Source organism: Zobellella denitrificans, from assembly GCF_002237365.1.
Classification (GTDB): Bacteria; Pseudomonadota; Gammaproteobacteria; order Enterobacterales; family Aeromonadaceae; genus Oceanimonas; species Oceanimonas denitrificans.
Window position 1 is genome coordinate 102492 of record NZ_NMUO01000001.1, and the last position, 22969, is coordinate 125460.

At 64.7% G+C, this 22969-nt stretch carries 15 protein-coding genes; 1 reads left to right on the forward strand and 14 read right to left on the reverse strand.

Annotated features, from left to right (window positions below):
• Positions 1-26 precede the first annotated feature (26 nt).
• The 8 genes from CGX12_RS00410 to CGX12_RS00440 form a co-directional block, all read right to left on the reverse strand.
• Positions 27-1952, reverse strand: a complete 1926-nt coding sequence (locus CGX12_RS00410) for a bifunctional diguanylate cyclase/phosphodiesterase (RefSeq protein WP_094037921.1) — start codon at positions 1950-1952, stop codon at positions 27-29.
• Positions 1953-1992: 40 nt separating this feature from the next.
• Entirely contained in the window at positions 1993-2685 is a 693-nt protein-coding gene (locus tag CGX12_RS00415) for a transglutaminase-like cysteine peptidase (protein WP_254918171.1), read from the reverse strand.
• Positions 2686-2847: 162 nt separating this feature from the next.
• Complete coding sequence (fbaA, locus tag CGX12_RS00420; RefSeq protein WP_094037922.1) at positions 2848-3927, reverse strand: class II fructose-bisphosphate aldolase; 1080 nt, start codon at positions 3925-3927, stop codon at positions 2848-2850.
• Between the two features lie 67 nt (positions 3928-3994).
• Positions 3995-5158, reverse strand: a complete 1164-nt coding sequence (gene pgk, locus CGX12_RS00425) for a phosphoglycerate kinase (RefSeq protein ID WP_094037923.1) — start codon at positions 5156-5158, stop codon at positions 3995-3997.
• A gap of 20 nt (positions 5159-5178) precedes the next feature.
• A complete protein-coding gene (epd, locus tag CGX12_RS00430; RefSeq protein WP_094037924.1) occupies positions 5179-6210 on the reverse strand; it encodes an erythrose-4-phosphate dehydrogenase in 1032 nt (343 codons plus the stop codon).
• Positions 6211-6368: 158 nt separating this feature from the next.
• Positions 6369-6527, reverse strand: coding sequence for a hypothetical protein (locus tag CGX12_RS19770; protein ID WP_157772163.1), 159 nt, complete (start codon positions 6525-6527; stop codon positions 6369-6371).
• A 66-nt stretch (positions 6528-6593) separates the two neighbouring features.
• Positions 6594-7985 (reverse strand): MFS transporter, encoded by a 1392-nt coding sequence (locus CGX12_RS00435; RefSeq protein ID WP_094037925.1) that lies wholly within the window; start codon positions 7983-7985, stop codon positions 6594-6596.
• Between the two features lie 187 nt (positions 7986-8172).
• Complete coding sequence (locus tag CGX12_RS00440; protein WP_094037926.1) at positions 8173-10344, reverse strand: malate synthase G; 2172 nt, start codon at positions 10342-10344, stop codon at positions 8173-8175.
• A gap of 328 nt (positions 10345-10672) precedes the next feature.
• Between CGX12_RS00440 and CGX12_RS00445 the strand changes: the two genes are divergently transcribed.
• Positions 10673-12979: a putative bifunctional diguanylate cyclase/phosphodiesterase gene (locus tag CGX12_RS00445; RefSeq protein WP_176441963.1), complete on the forward strand. Its 2307-nt coding sequence runs from the start codon at positions 10673-10675 to the stop codon at positions 12977-12979.
• A 90-nt stretch (positions 12980-13069) separates the two neighbouring features.
• On the opposite strand, the gene ltrA is transcribed toward CGX12_RS00445, so the two are convergent.
• The 6 genes from ltrA to CGX12_RS00480 all read right to left on the reverse strand — a co-directional run bounded on the left by ltrA (position 13070) and on the right by CGX12_RS00480 (position 22437).
• Positions 13070-14365, reverse strand: coding sequence for a group II intron reverse transcriptase/maturase (gene ltrA, locus CGX12_RS00450; RefSeq protein ID WP_217898097.1), 1296 nt, complete (start codon positions 14363-14365; stop codon positions 13070-13072).
• 496 nt (positions 14366-14861) lie between these two features.
• Complete coding sequence (locus CGX12_RS00460; protein ID WP_094037929.1) at positions 14862-16364, reverse strand: CoA-acylating methylmalonate-semialdehyde dehydrogenase; 1503 nt, start codon at positions 16362-16364, stop codon at positions 14862-14864.
• 14 nt (positions 16365-16378) lie between these two features.
• Positions 16379-17269: a myo-inosose-2 dehydratase gene (iolE, locus tag CGX12_RS00465; protein ID WP_094037961.1), complete on the reverse strand. Its 891-nt coding sequence runs from the start codon at positions 17267-17269 to the stop codon at positions 16379-16381.
• 225 nt (positions 17270-17494) lie between these two features.
• The gene (gene iolD, locus CGX12_RS00470; RefSeq protein WP_217898098.1) at positions 17495-19348 is read right to left on the reverse strand and encodes a 3D-(3,5/4)-trihydroxycyclohexane-1,2-dione acylhydrolase (decyclizing); all 1854 of its coding nucleotides are present in this window, start codon (positions 19346-19348) and stop codon (positions 17495-17497) included.
• A gap of 2 nt (positions 19349-19350) precedes the next feature.
• A complete protein-coding gene (locus CGX12_RS00475; protein WP_094037931.1) occupies positions 19351-21264 on the reverse strand; it encodes a bifunctional 5-dehydro-2-deoxygluconokinase/5-dehydro-2-deoxyphosphogluconate aldolase in 1914 nt (637 codons plus the stop codon).
• Between the two features lie 36 nt (positions 21265-21300).
• Positions 21301-22437 carry a Gfo/Idh/MocA family protein gene (locus CGX12_RS00480; RefSeq protein ID WP_094037962.1) on the reverse strand — a complete coding sequence of 379 codons (1137 nt, stop codon included), beginning with the start codon at positions 22435-22437 and terminating at the stop codon, positions 21301-21303.
• Between the last annotated feature and the right edge of the window lie 532 nt (positions 22438-22969).

Consider the following 22969-nt stretch of genomic DNA (forward strand, 5'->3'; position numbering starts at 1 on the left):
GGGCCCCCGGGGCTCGCCTGCGCCGCTCAGGGGGAGATGCCCGGCCCGCCGGCCGCGTCGAATCCCAAGGCCCGCAGCAGCTCAAGCTCGTCCGCAGACTGGACGCCATCGGCGACCAACTGAAGTCCGATGGAGTGCCCCAGGGTGCACAGGCCGCGCAGGAAGCCCTGGTTGCCCTGGTTGCCGGACAGCTCCCTGGTCAGGGCCGTATCCACCTTGAGGTAATCCAGGCCGAGTTCCTGCAACCGGGAAATCCTGGCAAAGCCGCGACCGGCCCGTTCCATTCCCAGTTTGCAACCCAGGGGCTTGACCTGGGCACAAAACTCCCTGAACAGCTCGACATGATGGATCACCGGGTTTTCCGGAAACTCCAGCCACAGCCAGGGCGCCTGCTCGGGAAACTGGCGCAGGAGCATCAGCAGTTGCTGCCGGCCGAGCGGATCCTTGAGCGTTTCCATCGACAGGTTGATCGCCAGCGGCTCCGGTTGCGCCGTCGCCTTCAGCTCCTCGAGCAGACGACCGGCCATAGCCACGTCCAGTGCCGGCAGCAACCCCAGGCGACGGGCCCAGGGTATGAAATCCCCGGCTCTATAGGTCTTGCCATCCAGCTCCAGGCGCATCATGGCCTCCTGGTGCAGGAGTGCATCACCGGTCAAGTGCACAACGGGAAAGCGAACCGCCCTGACGCCCTGCTCCGCCAGGGTCCGGGTCAGCATGCTCCGCCAGCCGTCGGTCCCCTGGATATCGGACGCACCGGTGGCGATGCCGACTTCGGCGCAGGTCGCATCCCGCTGTTCGGCAACCGCCAGCAGGCTGTCGACCCGACTCATGACCTCGATACGCTGCTCTCCCGAGTGGAAATAACAGGCGCCATGGGGCAGCAACAGGCGCAGCTGTGATTCGTGGCGGCCGGCCAGGGCCGACAACCGCTCGTTCAGGGCCGCACTCAGGGCCGCCAGCTCACCCGCATCGGTCAACAGCAGCAGAAAATCGCTGCCGTTGAGCCGTCCCGCATGGGCATCGCTAAAGGAGTCCGCCAAGGCCTGCGGCCATTGCTGCAACACCTGCCCCAGCTCCCGCAACAGGGCATTGGTGCGCTGGTGTCCCAGGCTCTGGTTGATGCCGGCCAGGTCCACCACCCGTACCAGCAGGGCCGCATGCCGGCCGTCTTCCTCGCCCAGCAGGGCATCGAGCTGGCTGACCACCGTTTCCCGGTTGGCCAGTCCGGTCACTTCGTCATGCTGGTTGCGATAACGCAGCTCCTCGAGGCGACGGGACTCGGTCTCCAGCATCAGCCGGATACGTTCGGACAGCAAATTCATGGCCCGGACCACGCGGCTGAACTCCAGCGTCCGGGGCTCGCTGGAGGTGATGAAGCGCCGTCCGCCGATGGCCTCCGCCTGGGCCACCACCCGATCCAGCGGGCGGGTGATCAGCTTCAGCAAGCCGCTGCCCAGGGCCCCGCAGAGCAGGGCGACCAGCAGCAGCCACAGCAGCAGCTTGCGGGTGGTCTGCCAGAGGGCGGCCTGGGCAAACCGGGTCTGGCTCTCGACATAGAGGGTGCCATACTGATGCCAGCCATCCTGCACCTGGGCCACCCCGGGGGAGATGGACAGGGGGGCCAGCTTGAGGAACCAGGCGGGCACCCGCTCCTGCTCGGTCGCCTCATCATCGATTTTTCGCTGCAGCGGCTCGCCGGAGGGAGAGCTGAGCTCTATCCGCTGGTAGTGGCCGGTGTCGAACTGGGCCGCGATCAGCAGTTCGATCATTACCTCGTCTTTTTCTATCTGCGACAAGGTCAGTGCCAGGGAGTTGGCGCTGTCGATATTCTTCTGCCGCAGCTGCTCCTCGTAGTAATCCCGGGCGCTGAAGGTGCTGATGGCAAAGCTGCTCAGAAAGGCCAGGGTCATCATCACCGCAATTGCAATCCACAGCTGTTTGATCAAGGACATTAGGCCTTCTCCTCCGTTACCATCAGCCAAGTTAGGTTGTTCACCAGGTCACTCCTTCCTGCCGGATCCTTTCCAGCACCTGACGCCAGCGCGACAGCCGCGCCACGGGGTTGGCCGCGGAAGCCGTCGCGCCGGGCGTCCACAATCCCTGGCTGTTGAAACTGAACACCGGCGTCAGATCCGTGCGTTGAGAGCCGGGCAGGATATTGGGGATCAGGCTGTCGAGCAGCAGCGGATCCGCCGTCGGGGTCGGATAATAGCCCAGCACCATGTGCGCCTGCGTCATGGTGCTGCGCGCACCACCGATGCGGGCCCGGACATAAATGAGCCGCAACCGCTCGTCGCCGATCCCCGCCTTGCGCAGGCTGACATATTTGGCGATGGCATAGTCCTCGCAGTCACCCTGCCCCCGCCCCAGGCTTTCGAGCGGCGTGGCCCAGTAGTCTTCCTCTCCCCATAGCCGGATATCGGTCTGGTAGCTGAGGTGGCGGTGGAAGAAGCGGTTCACCCGGACGATTTTTTCCTGTTCCGGCAGCGTCTCGATTTCCCTCAGCATCTGCTCCCAGGCATGGGACACCGCCACCCGCTCCCGCCCGTAGCGGGCTTCCATCAGCCGGTGGAAGCGGGGGAAATCGATGCTGGCGCCGCTCGCCCCGGGAGCCGTGGTCATCTCCCAACAAAGCAGCCCCAGGAGCAGGAATGGAACCATGCCCCGGGTTACTCTCTTCATCATCAGGCACTGTCCTCGAGATAGGCAGATGGCTCCGTGAACCGGCTTGAGCAAGACAGCATGCTAACATAATGGATTCGTTCCGGTCATGCCCGGCCCTGCCCGGCGCGCACAAAAAAGCCGGTCGGCTTGCGCCGACCGGCCTTATCACGACCGGGGAGTCGCTTACAGTACGTCGATGGCGTTCAGCTCGGCAAACGCCTGCTCCAGGCGGGCGATCATGCTGACCTGGCCTTCACGCAGCCAGACGCGCGGATCGTAGTACTTCTTGTTGGGCTTGTCGTCGCCCTCGGGGTTGCCGATCTGGCCCTGCAGGTACGCTTCTTTCGCCTTGTAGTAGTTCATCACGCCGGCCCAGGTGGCCCACTGGGTGTCGGTGTCGATGTTCATCTTGATCACGCCGTAGCCGATGGATTCCTTGATTTCCTCGGCGGAAGAGCCGGAGCCGCCGTGGAACACGAAGTTCAGGGACTTGGCCGGCAGGCCGAACTTCTCGGACACGTACTTCTGGGAGTTGTCGAGGATCTTGGGGGTCAGCTTGACGTTGCCCGGCTTGTACACGCCGTGCACGTTGCCGAAGGAGGCGGCGATGGTGAACTTGTCGCTGATGGCGCTCAGCTTCTCGTAGGCATAGGCCACGTCTTCCGGCTGGGTGTAGAGCATGGAGCTGTCCATGCCGGTGTTGTCCACGCCGTCTTCCTCACCGCCGGTGCAGCCCAGCTCGATCTCCAGGGTCATGCCGATCTTGCTCATGCGCGCCAGGTACTTGGCGCAGATCTCGATGTTCTCTTCCAGGCTCTCTTCGGACAGGTCGATCATGTGGGAGCTGAACAGCGGCTTGCCGGTTTCGGCAAAGTGCTTCTCACCGGCGTCGAGCAGGCCGTCGATCCAGGGCAGCAGCTTCTTGGCGGCATGGTCGGTGTGCAGGATCACCGGCACCCCGTAGGCCTCGGCCACGGCGTGCACATGCTTGGCACCGGAAATGGCGCCGATGATGGCGGCCTGCTGGCCTTCCAGCTTCAGGCCCTTGCCGGCGAAGAAGGAGGCGCCGCCGTTGGAGAACTGCACCACCACCGGGGCTTTCGCCTTGGCGGCCGCTTCCAGCACGGCGTTGATGGAATCGGTACCCACCACGTTGACCGCCGGCAGGGCGAACGCGTTGGCCTTGGCGATGGCGAAGATCTTCTGCATGTCGTCGCCGCTGACCACACCCGGTTTTACTACGTCAAAAATTTTCTGGGACATTCTCTTGCTCCTGTTGAGGCTCTTGTCGGCCGGCATGACCCGGCCGCTTTAAATGGATAAGGTTAACTCAGCCCTTGGCTCTCTGCTCGAGCATGGCCACCGCCGGCAGGGTCTTGCCTTCCACGAACTCGAGGAAGGCGCCGCCGCCGGTGGAGATGTAGGAGATCTGATCCTTGATGCCGAACAGATCGATGGCCGCCAGGGTGTCGCCGCCGCCGGCGATGGAGAAGGCGTCGCTCTCGGCGATGGCCCGGGCCACGATCTCGGTGCCGCGACGGAAGTTCTCAAACTCGAACACCCCCACCGGGCCGTTCCAGATGATGGTCTTGGCATTTTTCAGGATGTCGGCCAGGCGCTGGGCGGACTCGTCACCCAGATCCAGGATCTCCTCGTTGTCGGTCACTTGCGAGACCAGCTTGACGGTGGCCGGGGCGGTTTCGGAGAACTCGGGTGCGGTGCGCACGTCGGTGGCTAGCGGGATGTCGCAGCTTTCCATCAGACGCTTGGCTTCGGGGATCAGATCCGGCTCGTACAGGGACTTGCCCACGTTGTGCCCGGCGGCGGCCACGAAGGTGTTGGAGATGCCGCCGCCCACCACCAGCTGGTCGGCTATCTTGGACAGTGACTCGAGCACGGTCAGCTTGGTGGAGACCTTGGAGCCGCCCACCACCGCCACCATGGGCCGGGCCGGGTTGTCCAGGGCCTTGCCCAGGGCCTCCAGCTCGGCGGACAGCAGCGGGCCGGCACAGGCCACGGGGGCGAATTTGGCCACTCCGTGGGTGGAGGCCTGGGCCCGGTGAGCGGTGCCGAAGGCATCCATCACGAAGACGTCGCACAGGGCGGCGTACTGCTTGGACAGGGTCTCGTCGTCTTTCTTCTCGCCCTTGTTGAAGCGCACGTTCTCCAGCACCACCAGCTCACCGGCGGCCACCTCCACCCCGTTCAGGTAGTCCTTGGCCAGGCGCACGGGCGCGCTCAGCTTGGCGGCCAGGTAGTCGACCACCGGCTGCAGGGAGAACTCGTCGGCATACTCGCCCTCGGTGGGACGGCCCAGGTGGGAGGTGACCATCACCTTGGCGCCCTGGGCCAATGCCGCTTCGATGGTGGGCAGCGAGGCCAGGATGCGGGCGTCGGAGGTGACCTTGCCGTCCTTGACCGGTACGTTCAGATCGGCGCGGATCAGCACCCGTTTGCCGGACAGGTCGAGCTCATTCATTTTTATGACAGACATAGAACGTCCTCTTTAAGGTACTAGTGTTTTTTGAAAGCGGTCTCGGCGGTCGCCAGCCAGGCCAGGCTGGTGTCGAGCATGCGGTTGGCAAAGCCCCATTCATTATCGCACCACATCAGCATCTTGATCAGATTGGCGTCGCTCACCCGGGTCTGGGTACCGTCGATGATGGAGGAATGGGGATCATGATTGAAATCGACCGACACCAGCGGCGCCTCGGTATAGCCGAGGATGCCCCGCAGCGGGCCTTCGGCGGCCTCGCGCAGCACCCGGTTGACGGCCTCGACGGTGGCCTTGTTCTCGACGATGACGCTGAGATCCATGGCGGTGACGTTGATGGTCGGCACCCGTACGGAAATGGCCTCAAATTTGCCGGCGAAATGGGGCAAGATGCGCTCTACCCCCTTGGCCAGTTTGGTGTCGACCGGGATGATGGACTGACTGGCAGCCCGGGTCCGGCGCAGATCCGAATGATAGGCATCGATCACCTGTTGGTCATTCATGGCTGAGTGAATGGTAGTAATATTACCACATTTTATATTAAAAACTTTGTGCAATGTCTCAATTACGGGCACCACACAGTTGGTGGTACAGGAGGCGTTGGAGACGATGGTTTCGGCACCGGTCAATTGTTGGTGGTTTACACCATAAACGATGGTGGCATCCACATCATTGTCGGCCGGGTGGGAAAACAACACTTTTTTCGCCCCCGCCGCCAGGTGCCGGCCGGCATCCGCCCGGCTCGACAGGACGCCGGTGCAGTCGAGCACCAGATCCACCCCCAGCTCGCGCCAGGGCAGCCTGGCCGGATCCGGCTCGTGGAACAGGGCGATGGGGTCATCCTCTATCTCGAAGGCCCCCGGCAGCAGGGTCACCTCGTGCCGGAAGCGGCCGTGGCTGGAATCATAGCGGGTCAGGTGGGCCATGGCCTCGGGATCGGCCAGTTCGTTGATGGCCACTATCTTCATATGGCGGTGCAGGTCACGTTCGTAGAAAGCCCGTAAAACACTGCGCCCAATACGGCCGTAGCCGTTGATGGCTAGTCGAATCATTACACTTTTTCCAGCTGGGCTTGATGGCGGCAGCGGCGCCCGGGGCACCGCTGCCAAATACAGGCTCCAAGTCTAACGGGGATTGCCAGTCAGGGGAATGGGCGTGACGGCAGAGCCGCTCCGCCCGGTGCCGGAAAAAGCCGACGAAAAGCACTCGCTCAGGCGGCTACGGCGTCGACCTCAGATTCGTCGCATTGCTGTCTCTCCCCGCCCTGCTCACGCCGCAGCCAGAGCAGCAGGGACAACGGATAGCAGTCATCGCAGAAGGGGGGCTGGGGCTCGGCGCCGGCGTCGCGCATCAGTTCGATAAACCGCATGGGGCTGTCCTCCTCGTTCAAGATACCCTCAGCCTAGCCGCCCCGCATGACAAGGGGGTGACAGGCTCAGCGCATGGCCACCATGGGATCTTCCTGGGCCGGGATCGACACGGGATCGAGATCGGGTTCCGGCTCGGGCAACTCCAGATCCAGCTGGCTGGCCTGGGCCTGGGCGATTTCCTCCTGCTCCAGATCCGGGAACACCTCTTCCATGGGCACGTCCACGAACTCCTCGTTACGGGGGTCGAGCTCGGTGATGACACCGGCGGTTTCCACCGGAGTCGGAATATAATGGGCCTGCTCGGCCACCGGCACCGCCTTGCTGCGCAGGCGCCAGATCCAGGCATAGCCGCCCAGCAGCAAGGCCACGCCGGCACAGCCGTAGTAGAGTCCCTGGGCGCCGAGCCAGGTCATCATGCTGGCGCTGAACAGGGGGCCGAGCGAGCTGCCGAGGCCGTAACTCAGCAACAGGGTGGTGCTGGCCGCGACGATGTGCTGGGCCGCCATGCGGTCGTTGGTGATGGCCACCGCCACCGGATAGATGGCGGCGACCATGCCCATGTAGAGGGAGGAGAAGCCGATCAGCAGTCCCAGGTGGTAGTGGCCGGTAAACACCACGCCCAGGGCGCTCAGTGCAATGACCCCGTTTATCCAGATCATGATCTTGCCCCGATCCAGCCGGTCGCACAGCCGCCCCAGGGGCCAGGCGAACAGGATAAAGGTGAAGATGGAGGCCGCCATAAAGTAGGACAACTGATCCACCGGCAAGCCCACCTGGATGGCGTAGACCGGCGCCATGGAGTAGAAGCTGCTGATCAGCACCCCGCTGCACAGGGCCGCCAGCAGTCCCACCGGGGCGTCCCGGAAGATGGCCTTGACGCTCAGTCGCTCGCTGTGCTCTATGGTGGGCGCCTCCATCCGGGTCAGGGACAGGGGCACCAGGGCCGCGGTCAGCACGATGGCACCCAGGGTGAAGGGCACGAAGGCCGCCGGATCGGTCAGGCCGATCAGCAGCTGGCCGGCGGTGGCCGCCAGGTAGGCGCAGATCTGGTAGGCGAAGAACAGGGTGGCCCTGTTGTCGTTGGTGGCCACGGCGCTGAACCAGCTCTCGATCACCACGAAGCTGCCGGCCACCGCCACCCCGCTCAGGGCCCGCAGCAACGCCCAGATAAGGATGCTGTCGGTGAGCGGGAAGATCAGGGTGGAGCTGGCCAGGAAGGCGCTGAACACGGCGAAGGCACGAATGTGCCCCACCCTTTTTATCACCCTGGGTCCATAGAGGGAGCCCAGCACAAAGCCCACCGAATAGCACACCATGATGCTGCCGATCAGGGTCGGCTCTATGCCCTTGAGCCCCAGGTTGACCCCGAGCAGCGTCATCACGAAGGTATTGCCTCCCATCAGCAGGAAGACACTGAAGATCAGGGAAGAAAGGGAGATGACCAGGCGTTTTATCATGGGGCGGCCCGCTGTCGGTATGGCTGAACGGAATTACCGCATAGGGTACAGCAAAGGCCCGGACTTGGCAGTGTCCGCGCAATCTTTTCTCCCGGCGCCGTCACGATTATTCGGCATGGGGGCATGAAAAAAAGTCATGGACAAAAAAATCCCCGGACCAGCCGGGGATTGTTGGGCGCCGGGATGCTTAACCCTGGGCTTTCAGCTTGCGCCGGTAGGCGTGCAGCAGCGGCTCGGTGTAACCGCTGGGCTGGCTACAGCCCTCGAACACCAGGGCGCAGGCGGCCTGGAAGGCGATGCCGTCGAAGCCCGGTGCCATGTTGCGGTACAGGGGATCGCCGGCGTTCTGCTGGTCGACGATGGCGGCCATGCGCTGCATGGTTGCCATCACCTGCTCCTTGCTGCAGATGCCGTGGCGCAGCCAGTTGGCGATGTGCTGGGCGGAGATGCGCAGGGTGGCGCGGTCTTCCATCAGGCCCACGTCGTTGATGTCCGGCACCTTGGAACAACCCACGCCCTGATCGACCCAGCGCACCACGTAGCCGAGGATACCCTGGGCGTTGTTGTCCAGCTCCTGCTGGATGTCTTCGGCGCTCAGGCTGGCGGCATCGGCGAGCAGGGGGATGGTCAGCAGATCGTCCAGACTGGCCGGGGCACGGCTCTTCAGCTCGTCCTGGCGAGCCTTCACGTTCACCTGGTGGTAATGGGTGGCGTGCAGGGTGGCGGCGGTGGGCGACGGCACCCAGGCGGTGTTGGCACCGGCCAGGGGATGCATTATCTTCTCCTTCAGCATGTCGGCCATGTTGTCGGGAATGGCCCACATGCCCTTGCCGATCTGGGCCTTGCCCTGCAGGCCGGCGGCCAGGCCGACGTCCACGTTGTTGTTCTCGTAGGCCTGGATCCAGGCCTGCTGCTTCATGGCACCCTTGCGCACCACGGGGCCGGCTTCCATGCTGGTGTGGATTTCATCGCCGGTGCGATCCAGGAAGCCGGTGTTGATGAACACCACCCGCTCGCGGGCCTCGTAGATGCAGGCCTTGAGGTTGGCGCTGGTACGGCGCTCCTCGTCCATGATGCCCACTTTCAGGGTATTTTTGGCCAGACCCAGCACCTGTTCGATGCGGCCGAACAGTTCGCAGGCGAAGGCCACTTCTTCCGGGCCGTGCATCTTGGGCTTGACGATATAGACGCTGCCGGTGCGGGAGTTTTTGAACTTGCCGTTGCCCTTGAGATCGTGCAGGGCGATAAGGCAGGTCACCAGGCCGTCGATGATGCCTTCGGGCACCTCGTTGCCGTGCTGATCCAGCACCGCCTCGTTGGTCATCAGGTGGCCGACGTTGCGCACGAACAGCAGGCTGCGGCCGTGCAGGCTGAAAGGCGAGCCCTGGGGATCCAGGTAGTCCCTATCCGGGTTCAGGCTGCGGGTGATCACCTGGTCGCCCTTCTGCACTTCCTCGGTCAGGGTACCCTGCATCAGGCCCAGCCAGTTGCGGTACACTCCGACCTTGTCTTCCGCGTCCACGGCGGCGACCGAGTCTTCGCAGTCCATGATGGTGGACAGGGCGGATTCCAGCAGCAGATCCTTGATGCCGGCCTTGTCGTCCTTGCCGACCGGGCTGCTACGATCGAACTGCAGCTCGATGTGCAGGCCGTTGTTACGCAGCAACACGGCGGTGGGCTGGGCGGTATCGCCATTGTAGCCGGCGAACTGGTCGGCCCGGGCCAGGGTGGTGACATCACCGTTTTCCAGGCTGACCCGCAGCTTGCCGTCGACCACCTGGTAGCCGGTGGCGTCGGCGTGGCTGCCGGAGGCCAGGGGGGCGGCCTGATCCAGCAGGTTGCGGCCCCAGGCCACGACCTTGGCGGCCCGGCGCGGGTTGAAACCCTTGCCCTTTTCGGCGCCGTCCGTTTCCGCAATGGCATCGCTGCCGTAGAGGGCGTCGTACAGGCTGCCCCAGCGGGCGTTGGCGGCGTTGAGGGCATAGCGGGCGTTGTTGACCGGCACCACCAGCTGGGGACCGGCCAGGGTGGCCAGCTCGGCATCCACGTTGGAGGTGGTGATGGTGAAGTCGTCGACCGCCGGCAGCAGGTAACCGATGTCGGTCAGAAACTGCTTGTAGGCAACGGCGTCATGGGCCTGGCCGGCGCGGGCGCGGTGCCATTCGTCGATCTGGCGCTGCAGTTGCTCCCGCTTTTCCAGCAGGGCACGGTTCCTGGGCGCCAGATCCTTGACGATCTGCTCCATGCCGGCCCAGAAGGCGGCGGGCTCGACGCCGGTACCGGGGATGATTTCATTGACTACCAGATCATGAAGAACGGTAGCGACTTGTAAAGTGCCGAGGTGAATACGTTCCGTCATAGTTGCTTCTTCTATTGTACGTAGTAGTTATGTATAGACCGATTATTGACCCTGATTGCTCGGGCGTCCCAGTTTACCCTGTGAAGGGAGGGGCTGGCAAAGCAGAATTGCAATATTTGGTCACACAATCTTTACAAATTGTGCATAAACAGTCACTGGTTTTGTGATAGGGCCGGCAATTCCACGGCAGGGCCACGACGTTCCCTGCCGCCAGGCCGAGTGAAGAAAACACTAAAAATAGTGATTCCCATCAACTACAATTCGGGACGGGCGCCGGATCGGCACGGATCAGCCAGCGCCTTCCCGCCACGACAACATGGATGCGTCAATGGAAAAACCGGTCCTCTCGCCCGACCGCACCACCCTGCCCCTGCGCCGGGACGGCCATGCCGGCAGGCATCACTTTCCCTCCTCGTTCTGGAATATGCCGGCCCGGCTGCTGTTTTTCTATTTTTTCATCGCCTTCACCTGGATACTGGGGTCGGACATCCTGGCCAACAAGCTGATCGCCTATTATGGCCCCGGCCTCGGCTGGCTGCACACCGCCAAGGGCATCGGTTTCGTGCTGGTGACCGGCCTGGCCCTGTTCGGCCTGACCCGCTACCTGGTCAACCAGGCCTGGCGGGCACACCTGCACCTGCACGACTCCGAACTGGCCTTTCGCAGCGCCTTTACCGACAACCCCACCGCCATGTGGGTCTATGATCCCGGTGTCGGCAGGATGCTGGAGGCCAACCAGGCCGCCTGCCAGCACTACGGCTACAGCCTGCACGAATTTCTCGCCCTGACGCCGCACCGCCTGAGCCGCGGCATGGCGCAGCGCTTCCAGAACGGGCTGCAGCACCACCATCACCGCCAGGGCGCCCTGATGATCATGGAACTGACCGTCTATGCCATGCGCTATCAGGAAACCCAGGCCCAACTGGTGCTGGCCCGGGACATGACCGACAAGATCCAGGCCGAGCGGGCCCTGGCCCAGAGCGAGGCGCGCTTTACCGAGCTGGTCAGCAAGGTGCCCGAGGGATTCTGGGTGTTCGACCTGGAGCAGGGCTCGTACCAGTACATCAGCCCGGCCTTCGAACGCATGCTGGAAATCAACCTGCATCAGCTCAAGCAGGACGCCAGCCTGCCGCTGTGCCGCATTCACCCCGAGGATTTGCCCGAGGTGGAGCAGGCCCTGGCCGAGCCGCCGACCACGGCCACCGAGCTGGAATACCGCTGGTTCACCAAGGCGGGCGAACTGCGCTGGCTGCAACACCGTGCCTATCCGGTGTTCGAACGGGATGCCCTGGTGCGGGTGGTGGGGGTACTCAGCGACATCACCCATGAAAAACAGCAGCAGCAACGGCTGTTCGAGCTGGCCAACTTCGACCGCCTCACCGGCCTGGCCAACCGCATCAACTGCCACAGCTACCTGGCCTCGGCCTGTGCCGGGGAAGGCCCCTTCTACCTGCTGCTGCTGGGGCTGGACCGCTTCAAGCAGATCAACGACAACCTGGGCCACGACACCGGCGACGAGCTGCTCCGCGCAGTGGCCCGGCGGCTGGAGGCGCTGCGTGACGGGCAGGGGCTGCTGGCCCGGCTGTCGGGCGACGAGTTCGCCCTGTTGATCCCCCACCGGGACCAGGGCGCCGACATCAGGGACTGGGCCTACCAGCTCAGCCGCGACCTGGCCCTGCCCTTCGCACTCAGCCACCACACCCTGTTCATCACCGCCAGCCTCGGCATCGCCCGCTTCCCGGAAGACGGCCGGGATCCGGATACCCTGCTGCGCCACGGCGATCACGCCCTGGCCCAGGCCAAGCGGCAGGGACGCAACAGCGTCTGCTTCTACCAGCACCCGCCCCAAAGCCCCTTCCCCATCGGCAAGGTCAGCCTGGAAAACGCCCTGCGGCTGGCCTGGGAGAACAAGGAATTCGAACTCCATTACCAGCCCAAGATGAGCATCGACACCGGCCGGCTGGTCGGCTTCGAGGCCCTGCTGCGCTGGCAGTTGCGCGGCACGGGACCGGTGTCGCCGACGGTGTTCATCCCCATACTGGAAGATACCGGCATGATCATACCGGTGGGCTACTGGCTGATCGAGCAGGCCTGCACCGACTTGCGGCAATTGGCCGGGCTCGGGGTCGACAAGCCGGTGGCGGTCAATATCGCCGCCCGCCAGCTGACCCAGGACGACTTCGCCGAACAGGTGCTGGCCCGGTTGCAGCAATACCGGCTGCCGCCCCAGCGGCTGGCCCTGGAGCTGACCGAAAGCTCGCTGATGCAGGAGCCGACCCGCGCCGCCGGCATACTGCGCCGGCTGCGCCGGGCGCAGATGTCCATCGCCATCGACGACTTCGGCACCGGCTATTCGAGCCTGAGCTACCTCAAGCGCTTTCCGGTGGATACCCTCAAGATCGACCGCAGTTTTATCATCGAGATGGAACAGGATACGGACGATCGCAGCATCGTGGACGCCATCATCCGCATGGCCCACGGCCTGTCGATGACGGTGGTGGCGGAAGGGGTGGAGACGCCCGAGCAGGCCGCCCTGCTCCGGCAACTGCGCTGCGACCAGATCCAGGGCTACTGGTATGCCCGGCCCATGCCCATGGCACAACTGACGTCCTGGCTGGCGAAGCAGCGCCAATAACAATCGGGATAGGGGGGAACCAATAGGTTCCGCCCCTCCCACACCACCCGGCATGCGGGTCCGCACCGGGCGGTTCGAGAAGTTGAGGTCTCACGAGAGGCGCGGCACACCCAATCGGTCGAAGTAGGCTATCGTCAGCACATGGTGGATGGCGGAGCGACTGTTATGCCACCAGCGTCGGCTCAGCGCCGCCACCGATTGCGCAACCCAGGCACTCGCGCCAAGGCGCACCAGTTCACGGTAGATCGTCTTGCCCCGACGCCACTGCCTCAGGTGCAGGGCTCGCAGGCGGCGACGTATCCACTCATCCAGTGAACGCCAGATCCGCGGCGTTTGTGCCAGCCTGAAGTACCCTTTCCATCCCAGCAGGTAGCTGCGGAGCTTCTCCACCACCTGTGCCAGGCTGCGACCACCAGACCCTCGGGTCAGTTGCCTGATCCTGAGCTTGAACGCCTGTAATGCCTTCGTTGATACCGCGCGCCGCACTTCTCCGTCTCTCGTCTGCCACAGGGCGTATCCGAGGAACTTGCGACCGAACACGCTGCTGATTGCGCTCTTGGCTTCGTTGATCACCAGACGCAGTTTCGCGTAACAACGGCGGAGCAATCGCATGACCCGCTCTCCCGCCTTGTGACTGCCAACGTAGACGTTACAGTCGTCGGCGTAACGGGCGAAGCGGTGCCCCCGGCGCTCCAACTCTTTATCCACCTCGTCCAGCAGGACGTTGGCCAGCAGCGGCGACAAGGGCCCGCCTTGCGGCGTGCCCTCGTGCCGCTCCATGACCACGCCGCCGTCCATGATGCCCGCGTTCAGGTACGCACGAACCAACCGGATGACGCCGGGGTCGTTCACCCGTTTCTTCAGCCGGTCGAGCAGGATATCGTGGTTGACCCGGTCGAAGAACTTCGACAAATCAACATCCACCACGATGTGGCGGCCCTGGCTCACGTAGCGTTGCGCCGCCAATACCGCGTCCTGGGCCCGACGGCCCGGACGGAAGCCGTAGCTGTGCTCGCTGAAGGTGGGGTCAATCAGGGGTTGCAGCACTTGCAGCAGTGCCTGTTGGATCAGACGGTCGGTGACGGTGGGGATACCCAGTTCCCGTTCACTGCCGTCCGGTTTCGGGATGCCTACCCGACGAACGGGCGGTGGCCGATAGGTGCCCTCCAGCAGTTGCTGTTTGAGCTCCGGCCACCGCCAGCGCAGGTGTTCAGCGGTCTGGGCGATGTCCAGCCCGTCAACACCCGCCGTTCCCTTGTTGGCCTTCACGCGCGTCCATGCCCGTTGCATGTTCTCTCGTGCGAACACCTGCACCAGCAGGCTTCGCCCTGCGTCCTCCGGCTCTCGTCGCGGGAGTGCTGTTTCATCGCTGATCGCGTCCGGCAAGGCTTCACCTTCCCGTGTTGCGACCCGCCCCGCTGATGCGGGCATCTGATGCGGTACAGTACTCATCGACAAGGCGGTTGACGCTCCTTCTCGTTCGGCCCTTCGCCCCGTAACGGCGGCTACTATGGCCTCTGCTGACTTCTCGCTCCGTGTTGCCACGTCGCCCTTTCAGGCATGAGGCGAGATCTCCCCGGGTAAGAACACACTCCTTCACCGCACAACCGCCGGATTTACACCGCCTCGCCTTGGCCACAAGAGCTTCGCGGCTTCGTGCCCGCTCGCCCTGCTTGGCAGAGCCTCATATCCGATTCTTGTTCATCGGCTCACGGTTTACGCTCCACGCTTCCTCCCCACGGTCGGTCACCCTTCCGCAGTTGCGCTTCACTTCGCTCGCTGTGGCCAGCTCGCGGGAGGACTTGCACCTCCAGGAGTGCGCCCGTGCCGGGCGCACACGAAGAAGCCCGCACTGGGCGGGCTTCGGTTGGCGGCGTGGCGCTTACTTCATGGTCGGCATGGAGAACTCGGCGCCCTGCTGCGGCTCGGACGGCCAGCGGCTGGTCACCGTCTTCATCCGGGTGTAGAAACGTACCCCATCGGGGCCATGCACATTGAGCGGGCCGAAGATGGAACGCTTCCAGCCGCCGAAGGAGTGGAACGCCATCGGCACCGGAATGGGCACGTTGACGCCCACCATGCCCGCCAGCACGTCCTGGCTGAACTGGCGGCCGGCGTGGCCGTCCCGGGTGAAAATGGCGGTGCCGTTGCCGTATTCGTGGCTGTTCACCAGTTCCAGGGCCGAGGCGTAATCGGGTACCCGCACCACCGCCAGCACCGGGCCGAAGATTTCTTCCTTATAGATGGTCATCTCCGGGGTCACCCGATCGAACAGGGTGCCGCCGACGAAATAGCCGGCTTCATGGCCCGCCACCCGGAGGCCGCGGCCATCCACCACCAGCTCGGCGCCTTCGGCTTCGCCCTGGTCGATATACCCCACCACCTTGTCGCGATGCACCGCCGACACCAGCGGGCCCATGTCGTTTTCCTGGCCCTCGACCACGCCGGGACCGACGCGCAGGGCTTCCACCTGGGGCTTGAGTTTGGCGATCAGCCGATCGGCCACCTCGTCGCCCACCGCCACCGCCACGGATATCGCCATGCAGCGCTCGCCGGCGGCGCCGAAGGCCGCGCCCATCAGGGCGTTGGCGGCCAGATCCAGATCGGCGTCGGGCATGATCACCGCGTGGTTCTTGGCACCGCCCAAGGCCTGGCAACGCTTGCCGTGGCTGCTGGCGGTGCTGTAGATGTATTCGGCGATGGGGGTGGAGCCGACAAAGCTCACCGCCTGAATGCGGTAGTCGGTCAGCAGCACGTCCACCGCTTCCTTGTCGCCGTGCACCACGTTGAACACGCCGTCGGGCAGGCCCGCTTCCTTCAGCAACTGGGCCAGGCGCACGCTGGCGGAAGGATCCTTCTCGGAGGGCTTCATCACGAAGGTGTTGCCGCAGGCGATGGACACCGGGAACATCCACATGGGCACCATGGCCGGGAAGTTGAACGGGGAGATGCCGGCGCAGACCCCGAGCGGCTGCATCAGCGAGTGGCTGTCGACCCCGGTGCCCACGTTGAGCGAGTGCTCGCCCTTGAGCAGGTGGGGGATGCCGCAGGCGAATTCCACCACTTCCAGGCCGCGGGTCAGCTCGCCCACGGCATCGGAATAGACCTTGCCGTGCTCGTTGGAGATGAGGCGCGCCAGCTCGTCCATGTTCTCTTCGAGCAGTGCCTTGAATTTGAACAGGATGCGGGCGCGGCGCAGCGGGCTGGTACCGGCCCAGCGCGGGAAGGCCTTCTGGGCGGCGGCAATGGCGCCGCGCACCTCGTCCGCCGAGCTCAGCACCACCTCGCGGCTCTGCTCGCCGGTGGCCGGGTTGTAAACGGGCGCGGTACGGCCGCTGTGGCTTTCGGTGATCTGGCCGTCGATAAAATTCAGTACTTGTTCCATGCTAGGTTTCTCCGTTACAGCAGGCCGGCGTTGCGGGCGAACGCGTGCAGATTGTTATAGCCCAGGGTGGCGTAGGTCAGGGGGTGGGCGACGGACGGATCCTGTTCGGCCTCCACCACCAGCCAGCCCTGGTAGTCGTTGTCTTTCAGTACCTCGAATACCGCCGGATAGTCGACGCAGCCGTCACCGGGTACGGTGAAGGCGCCGTCCAGCACGGCATTGAGGAAGCTGGCGTTGCGGTTGCGGGCTTCCTTAAGCACCTGTGCGCGGATGTCCTTGCAGTGCACATGGTTGATGCGCCTGGCCCAGCGTTTGGCCACCGCCACCGGATCGCCGCCGGCGTAGGTCATGTGGCCGGTGTCGAGCAGCAGCCCGAGCTCGGGGCCGGTGTGCTGCATCAGGGCATCCACCTCGGCCTCGGTTTCAATCACGGTGCCCATATGGTGGTGGTAGGCCAGCTGTACGCCCTGTGACAGGGTGTAGCGGGCGAACTCGGTGAGTTTGGCGCCGTACTCTTCCCAGCGCTCGGCGGGGAAAGGCGGACGCTCGCTCACCGGCTTGCCCTGGTCGCCATGCACGCAGCCGGTGACTTCGCAGAACACCATCACCTTGCAGCCCATGGCCTTGAGCAGCCGCAGGTGGTCCTGCACCGCCTCGATTTCCTCTTCCACCGAGCGCTGCAGCAGGTAGCCGGAATACCAGCCGGAGACCAGCTCCAGCTCGTGGCGCTGCAGTATGGGCTTGAGCAGCTCGGGATCCCGGGGGAATTTATGGCCCAGCTCGAAGCCGGCGAAGCCGGCCTGCCTGCCTTCGGTCAGGCAGGTGGCGAGCGGGGTGTCGCCGCCCAGGCTCGGCAGATCGTCGTTGGTCCAGGTCAGGGGGTTGATGCCCAGTTTTACGCTCATGGTGTTCTCCAAAATTCGGTTCTCCCTGAAGCCAGATGTTTGACTGCTCCAGGTAACGGATAAAACTTGTGCCCCAGTGCCGGTCGGCCAAAGGGCCGACTCCGCCGACACGCTGTGAATACATCCCTGTACGCTCGCACATGCCATCCCTGGCATGTGACGGTCGGCGGAGCCGCTCCCTTTGTCCTCCCCCAGGCAACGTCGTTGCCTGTCGGGTGCCGTCGTTTACAAATTCTGCTGCTGGCGGGCCTTATGGGCCTCGTAGCGGGCGCGGGCTTCCTGCACCTGGCTGCGGGGAGACACTTCCGGCACCGCCACGTCCCACCAGGAGCCGCCCTCTTCGGTCACCACCAGGGCGTCGGTGTCCAGGGTCACCACATAGGTGATGTCCGAGGCCTTGGCCCGCGCCAGCGCCGCTTCCAGCTCCTTGATGTTGCCCACCTTCTCGCCTTTGGCACCCAGGGCGATGGCGTGGGCGGCAAAGTCGGTCTTGGGCGCGCCGCCGGCCACCGTCAGGCAGTCGTCCAGCATGTTGTTGAAGCCGGGGCCGCCGCAGAACTGCTGCAGCCGGTGGATGCAGCCGTAGCCGCGGTTGTCGAGCACCACCACTATCATCTTCCGGCCCAGCATCACCGAGGTGGCGATCTCCGAGTTCAGCATCAGGTAGGAGCCGTCCCCCACCATCACGAACACCTCGGAGTCGGGTTTGGCCATCTTGACCCCCAGGCCGCCGGCGATTTCGTAGCCCATGCAGGAGTAGCCGTACTCCATGTGGTAGCCCTTGTGGTAACGGGTGCGCCACAGTTTCTGCAGTTCGCCGGGCAGGCCGCCGGCGGCACAGACCACGATGTCCTGCTCCCCGGCGGCGCGGTTGACCGCGCCCACCACTTCGGCATCGGTGGGAAGTTCGGTGCCGCGATCCGTGGTGGCCACGTCCTGGGCGTGCAGCCACTGGGCGCGCAGCTCGGCGGCTTTTTCCACCCAGCTGCCCTCGGGCTGCCAGCCTTCGAGCCCGGCGATCAGCCTGGGCAGGGTCAGCCTGGCATCGCCCACCAGGGGCTGCGCCTTGTGCTTGTAGGCATCGAAGGAGCCGACGTTGATGGACAGGATGCGTGCGTCCGGGTGGTACATGGCGCGGGAACCGGTGGCGAAGTCGCCGAGCCGGGTACCCACCGCCAGGATCAGGTCGCAGTCGGCGGCCAGGGCATTGGTCGAGGCCGCGCCGGTGACGCCGATGGAGCCCATGTTCTGGGCGTGATCCCAGGGCAGCGCGCCCTTGCCGGCCTGGGTCTCGCCCACCGGCAGGTGGTACTGGCTCACCAGTTGGTCCAGCTCCTGGAGCGCGCCCGCGTAGTGCACCCCGCCCCCGGCGATCACCAGCGGCTTTTTGGCGGCCTTGATGAGTTCGATGGCTTCGGCCAGTTCCACCTCGTCCGGGGCCTGGCGGCGCAGCCGGTGCACCTTCTCCTCGAACAGGTGCGCCGGGTAGTCGTAGGCCATGGTCTGCACGTCCTGGGGCAGCGCCAGGGTCACCGGGCCGCATTCCACCGGGTCGGTCAGCACCCGCATCGCCTGGGGCAGCGAGGTCAGCAACTGCTCGGGCCGGGTGATGCGGTCGAAGAAGCGGCTCACCGGCTTGAAGCAGTCGTTGGAGGTGATGGTGTGGTCGCTGAACACCTCCACCTGCTGCAGCACCGGATCCGGCTGGCGGGTGGCGAAGGTGTCACCCGGCAGGAACAGCACCGGCAGGCGGTTGACGTGGGCCACGGCGGCGGCGGTCACCATGTTGGTGGAACCCGGGCCGGCGGAGGCGGTACAGGCCATCATGCGCCGGCGGTTGTGGGTCTTGGCGAAGGCGATGGCGGCGTGGGCCATGCCCTGCTCGTTGTGGGCCCGGTAGGTGGGCAACACGTCGCGCGCCTGGTACAACGCCTCGCCCACCCCGGCCACGTTGCCATGACCGAAGATGGCGAAGACCCCCTCGAACAGGGGCAGCATTTCCCCGTCGAGCTCCACTTTCTGGGCCGTCATAAACTTCACCAGGGCCTGGGCCATGGTCAGACGAAGGGTGTGGGACATCTTCATTCTCCTTGATGACGCTGACGCCAGAGGGCGATCAGATGATGGTAATTGCGTTTGATGGCTTCAATCAGACCCTGGTCGTCGAGCCGGCCGGCCAGCCAGTCGCGGCTGGGGGCGCCGAAGATGGTGCGGCCGATGGCGAAGCCCTTGACTAGCGCCTTGCCGGCGGCGGCGTTGAAGCCGGCCTGCAGCTCGGCTTGGGGCGCATCCAGGCCCAGGATCACCACCCCATGGCAGTGCGGGTCGCGTTCGGTGACCACGGCGGTGACCTCGTCCCAGCCGGTGCTGGACAGCGGCGGCAGCTTCCACCAGTCGGGCTTGACGCCGAGGTTGTAGAAGCGCTTGATGGCGCGCACGTAGAGCTCGTCGGTCTTGGGCATGTCCGCCGGCAGTATCACTTCCAGCAGCAGCTCGTGGCCGCTCTTGCAGCAGGCCTGGTACACCTCGGTGATCAGCCGCTCCTGCTCCAGGCGCAGCTCCACCTGATCTTCCGGATGGTAGAACACCAGGCACTTGACGATGTGCTCCAGCGGCCAGTCGATCAGCTGGCTGCCGATGTTGCCGTGCTCCAGGCGCAGCGGGCGCGAGCTCGGCAGCTCCAGGGGTCGGCCTATCCACCAGCCCTGGCCGGTGATCTCGTTCAGCACCGGCTGGCCGAAGGTGGTGTCCGCCAGTATGCCGGCACGGCCCTTGAGCCCGGCCTCTTCCGCCACCTGGCGGCCGGCCTTCAGGATCAGTTTTTTCAGCCGGGGGATCTCGCCGATATCCGCCCCCGCCTCGATGGCCATGTCCACGAACTGGCGACGGTGATCGAAGGCCAGGATGCACAGATCGTCCCACTCCCGATCCCGGGTGGTCACCCGGTGCAGGTGGTTGAGGCGCTCGTCCAGATCCGGGCGCGGCACCGACTCGGCGCGGGACAGGTAGTCGTCCAGCTCTTCCTTGCTCGGCATGGCCGGGGCGCAACCGTGGCGGGACACCACCAGGGCGCCGCAGGCGTTGGCGTAACGGCAGGCCTGCTCCCAGCCCTCGCCATTGAGGTAGCCGCGCAGCAGGCCGGACATGAAGGCGTCCCCCGCCCCCAGCACGTTGAGCACCTCCACCCTGACCCCGTACACGGTCAGCCCCTGGTCCAGGGCGGCGGGAATGGCGCCCTCGAACACCGAGCAGCCGAGCGGGCCGCGCTTGCACACCAGGGCGGCGCCGCTCACCTCGCGCACCGCCCGCAGGGCGGCGACGGTGTCGGTGCTGCCGCCGGCGATATGGAACTCTTCCTCGGTGCCGACGATGACGTCGAACAGAGCCAGCATCTGCTGCAGCTGTTCGGTGACGGCGGCGGACGGGATAAAGCGGGTCTCGCCGTCACCGCGGCTGGTCAGGCCCCAGAGCACCGGGCGGTAGTCGATGTCCAGCGCGGTTTTCACCCCGTGCCGGCGGGCGATCTCCAGCGCCTTCACCACGGCGGCCCGGGTGTCCGGATGCGACAGGTGGGTACCGGTGATGGCCAGGCACCTGGCCGAGGCGATGAACTCCTCGTCGATGTCTTCCGCCCGGATGCCCATGTCGGCGCAGTTTTCCCGGAAGAAGATCAGCGGAAAGGTATCCTCGTCCTTGATGCCGAGCACCACCAGGCCGGTGAGCCTGTCCTTGTCGGTCTTGAGGTGGCTCACATCCACCCCCAGCCGGGCCAGCTCCTCGCGCAGGAAACGGCCCATGTGGTCGTCGCCCACCCGGGACAGCATGGCGGATTTCAGGCCCTGACGGGCGGTGCCGTAGGCCACATTACCGCTGGAGCCTCCCAGGTATTTGGCGAAGCTGCCCATGTCTTCCAGGCGGGCGCCGATCTGCTGGCCGTACAGGTCGACGGCCACCCGCCCAAGGCAAATCACATCCAGGTGCTTTCGTGCTGACATTCTTCTCTCCTCCGGGACGGATCCCTCTTGGTCCTTTTAGTTGATTTCTTCCACGTGGATCCACTGGCGGCGCTCGGCCGACAGGGCGATGGCGTCCAGTACCCGGGAGACCCTCCAGCCTTCCTCGAAATCGGGCCACAGGGGGCTGCCGGCGGCGATGCCATCCACCAGATCGCGGATCTCCACGGTTTTCTGATCGTTGAAGCCGAAGCCATGACCGGCACTGATGCAGAAGGCCGCATAGTCCGGGTGCTCCGGGCCCACCAGCAGGGTCTTGAAGCCCTGGCGGCCCTGGTCGTCGTCGTGCCGGTAGAGCTTGAGCTCGGCCATGCGCTCCTGGGTATAGCTGATGCAGCCCTTAGTGCCGGTGATCACGTAGCCAAGGCCCATCTTGCGGCCGCAGGCGATGCGCGAGGTCTCGATCTGGCCCATGACGCCGGATTCGAAACGCAGCAGGGCGTGGGCCTGGTCTTCGTTTTCCACCGGCAGCAGCCGGGACGGCTCGCGCGGGTCCGGGCGCTCACCGATGATGGTCTGCATGTCGCCGCTCACACTGGCTACCCGGGAGCCCACCAGGTAGTGGGCCATGTTGATGATATGGGCGCCGAGATCGCCCAGGGCCCCCAGGCCGGCGCTGTCCTTGCGGCAGTGCCAGTCCAGCGGGGTAGCCGGGTTGGCCATGTAATCCTCATTATGGGTGCCGTAGAAGTGCACCACCTCGCCGATCTCCCCCCGCGCTATGATCTGGCGCGCCAGTTGGGTGGCGGGGTTTTTCATGTAGTTGAAGCCCACCAGGGTCTTGACCCCGGCCCGGCGGGCCGCGTCCACCATTTCGGCGGCGTCGCGGGTGGACAGCGCCAGCGGCTTTTCGGAATAGACGTGCTTGCCGTGGGCGATGGCGGCCAGGGCCATTTCCTTGTGCAGGAAGTTGGGGGCGCAGATGTCGACCACGTCGATGGCCGGGTCGGCCACCAGCTCGCGCCAGTCGCCGGTGGAACGGTTGAAGCCCAGGCTCTCGGCCTGGCGGGCCGCAAGCTCAGGGGTCACCTCGGCCAGCATCTCCCGCACCAGTTGCCCCTTGAGCGGGAACACCACCGGCGCCTGGGCGTAGGCGATGGCGTGGCAGCGCCCGATATAACCGGTCCCGATCAGTCCCACACGTACTTGCTGCATCTTTAACACCTCGATTTCTGGCGCCAGGCTGGCTGTCATATTTCATTTGCTTATTTATACGAAACAATTATTTCATTATCAACCCAGTGTGAAATATTTGTATGTAAATGTGATGCGGCACGCACTTCTTAGCGCCTGTTGATGATCTGCAGTACTCGGCCAAAGCGCGCAGCTCCGCCGACACGCCGTGGGAGGAGTGCCCTTTGGCCGACAGCCTACGCCTCGTCAGAAGCCATCGAAGCCTCCAATCAAGGCGGCCAGGCACTGCATAGCCGCCGGTTTGTGCCGCTGTAGCCGTCGCTTCAGCCGACGGGAAGACGGCGCCCAATGTCCACGCCCCACGCCGTTGGCAGCTTTGCGCCACGTAAACGGGCGCCTACAGGTGAGATATCGCGCCGATCAGTTTAAAACTTAGGCAGTGAGGATTCTTGGGGCGCGGGCGGCCCGCCCGCATGAGGGTGCCGCCGAGGTGGGCGAAGGCACAACCCAACCCGCGCTGCCTGTTCTGCCTCAAACCTCTTTAACCCTGTGG

What these genes read in the sequence shown, in the direction of transcription:
- fbaA (WP_094037922.1), bottom strand. Translation starts at nt 3,927, where the DNA reads ATGTCCCAGAAAATTTTTGACGTAGTAAAACCGGGTGTGGTCAGCGGC.
- CGX12_RS00410 (WP_094037921.1), bottom strand. Translation starts at nt 1,952, where the DNA reads ATGTCCTTGATCAAACAGCTGTGGATTGCAATTGCGGTGATGATGACC.
- CGX12_RS00460 (WP_094037929.1), bottom strand. Translation starts at nt 16,364, where the DNA reads ATGGAACAAGTACTGAATTTTATCGACGGCCAGATCACCGAAAGCCAC.
- CGX12_RS19770 (WP_157772163.1), bottom strand. Translation starts at nt 6,527, where the DNA reads ATGCGGTTTATCGAACTGATGCGCGACGCCGGCGCCGAGCCCCAGCCC.
- CGX12_RS00415 (WP_254918171.1), bottom strand. Translation starts at nt 2,685, where the DNA reads ATGATGAAGAGAGTAACCCGGGGCATGGTTCCATTCCTGCTCCTGGGG.
- iolE (WP_094037961.1), bottom strand. Translation starts at nt 17,269, where the DNA reads ATGAGCGTAAAACTGGGCATCAACCCCCTGACCTGGACCAACGACGAT.
- epd (WP_094037924.1), bottom strand. Translation starts at nt 6,210, where the DNA reads ATGATTCGACTAGCCATCAACGGCTACGGCCGTATTGGGCGCAGTGTT.
- CGX12_RS00475 (WP_094037931.1), bottom strand. Translation starts at nt 21,264, where the DNA reads ATGTCAGCACGAAAGCACCTGGATGTGATTTGCCTTGGGCGGGTGGCC.
- CGX12_RS00440 (WP_094037926.1), bottom strand. Translation starts at nt 10,344, where the DNA reads ATGACGGAACGTATTCACCTCGGCACTTTACAAGTCGCTACCGTTCTT.
- pgk (WP_094037923.1), bottom strand. Translation starts at nt 5,158, where the DNA reads ATGTCTGTCATAAAAATGAATGAGCTCGACCTGTCCGGCAAACGGGTG.
- CGX12_RS00480 (WP_094037962.1), bottom strand. Translation starts at nt 22,437, where the DNA reads ATGCAGCAAGTACGTGTGGGACTGATCGGGACCGGTTATATCGGGCGC.
- iolD (WP_217898098.1), bottom strand. Translation starts at nt 19,348, where the DNA reads ATGTCCCACACCCTTCGTCTGACCATGGCCCAGGCCCTGGTGAAGTTT.
- CGX12_RS00445 (WP_176441963.1), top strand. Translation starts at nt 10,673, where the DNA reads ATGGAAAAACCGGTCCTCTCGCCCGACCGCACCACCCTGCCCCTGCGC.
- CGX12_RS00435 (WP_094037925.1), bottom strand. Translation starts at nt 7,985, where the DNA reads ATGATAAAACGCCTGGTCATCTCCCTTTCTTCCCTGATCTTCAGTGTC.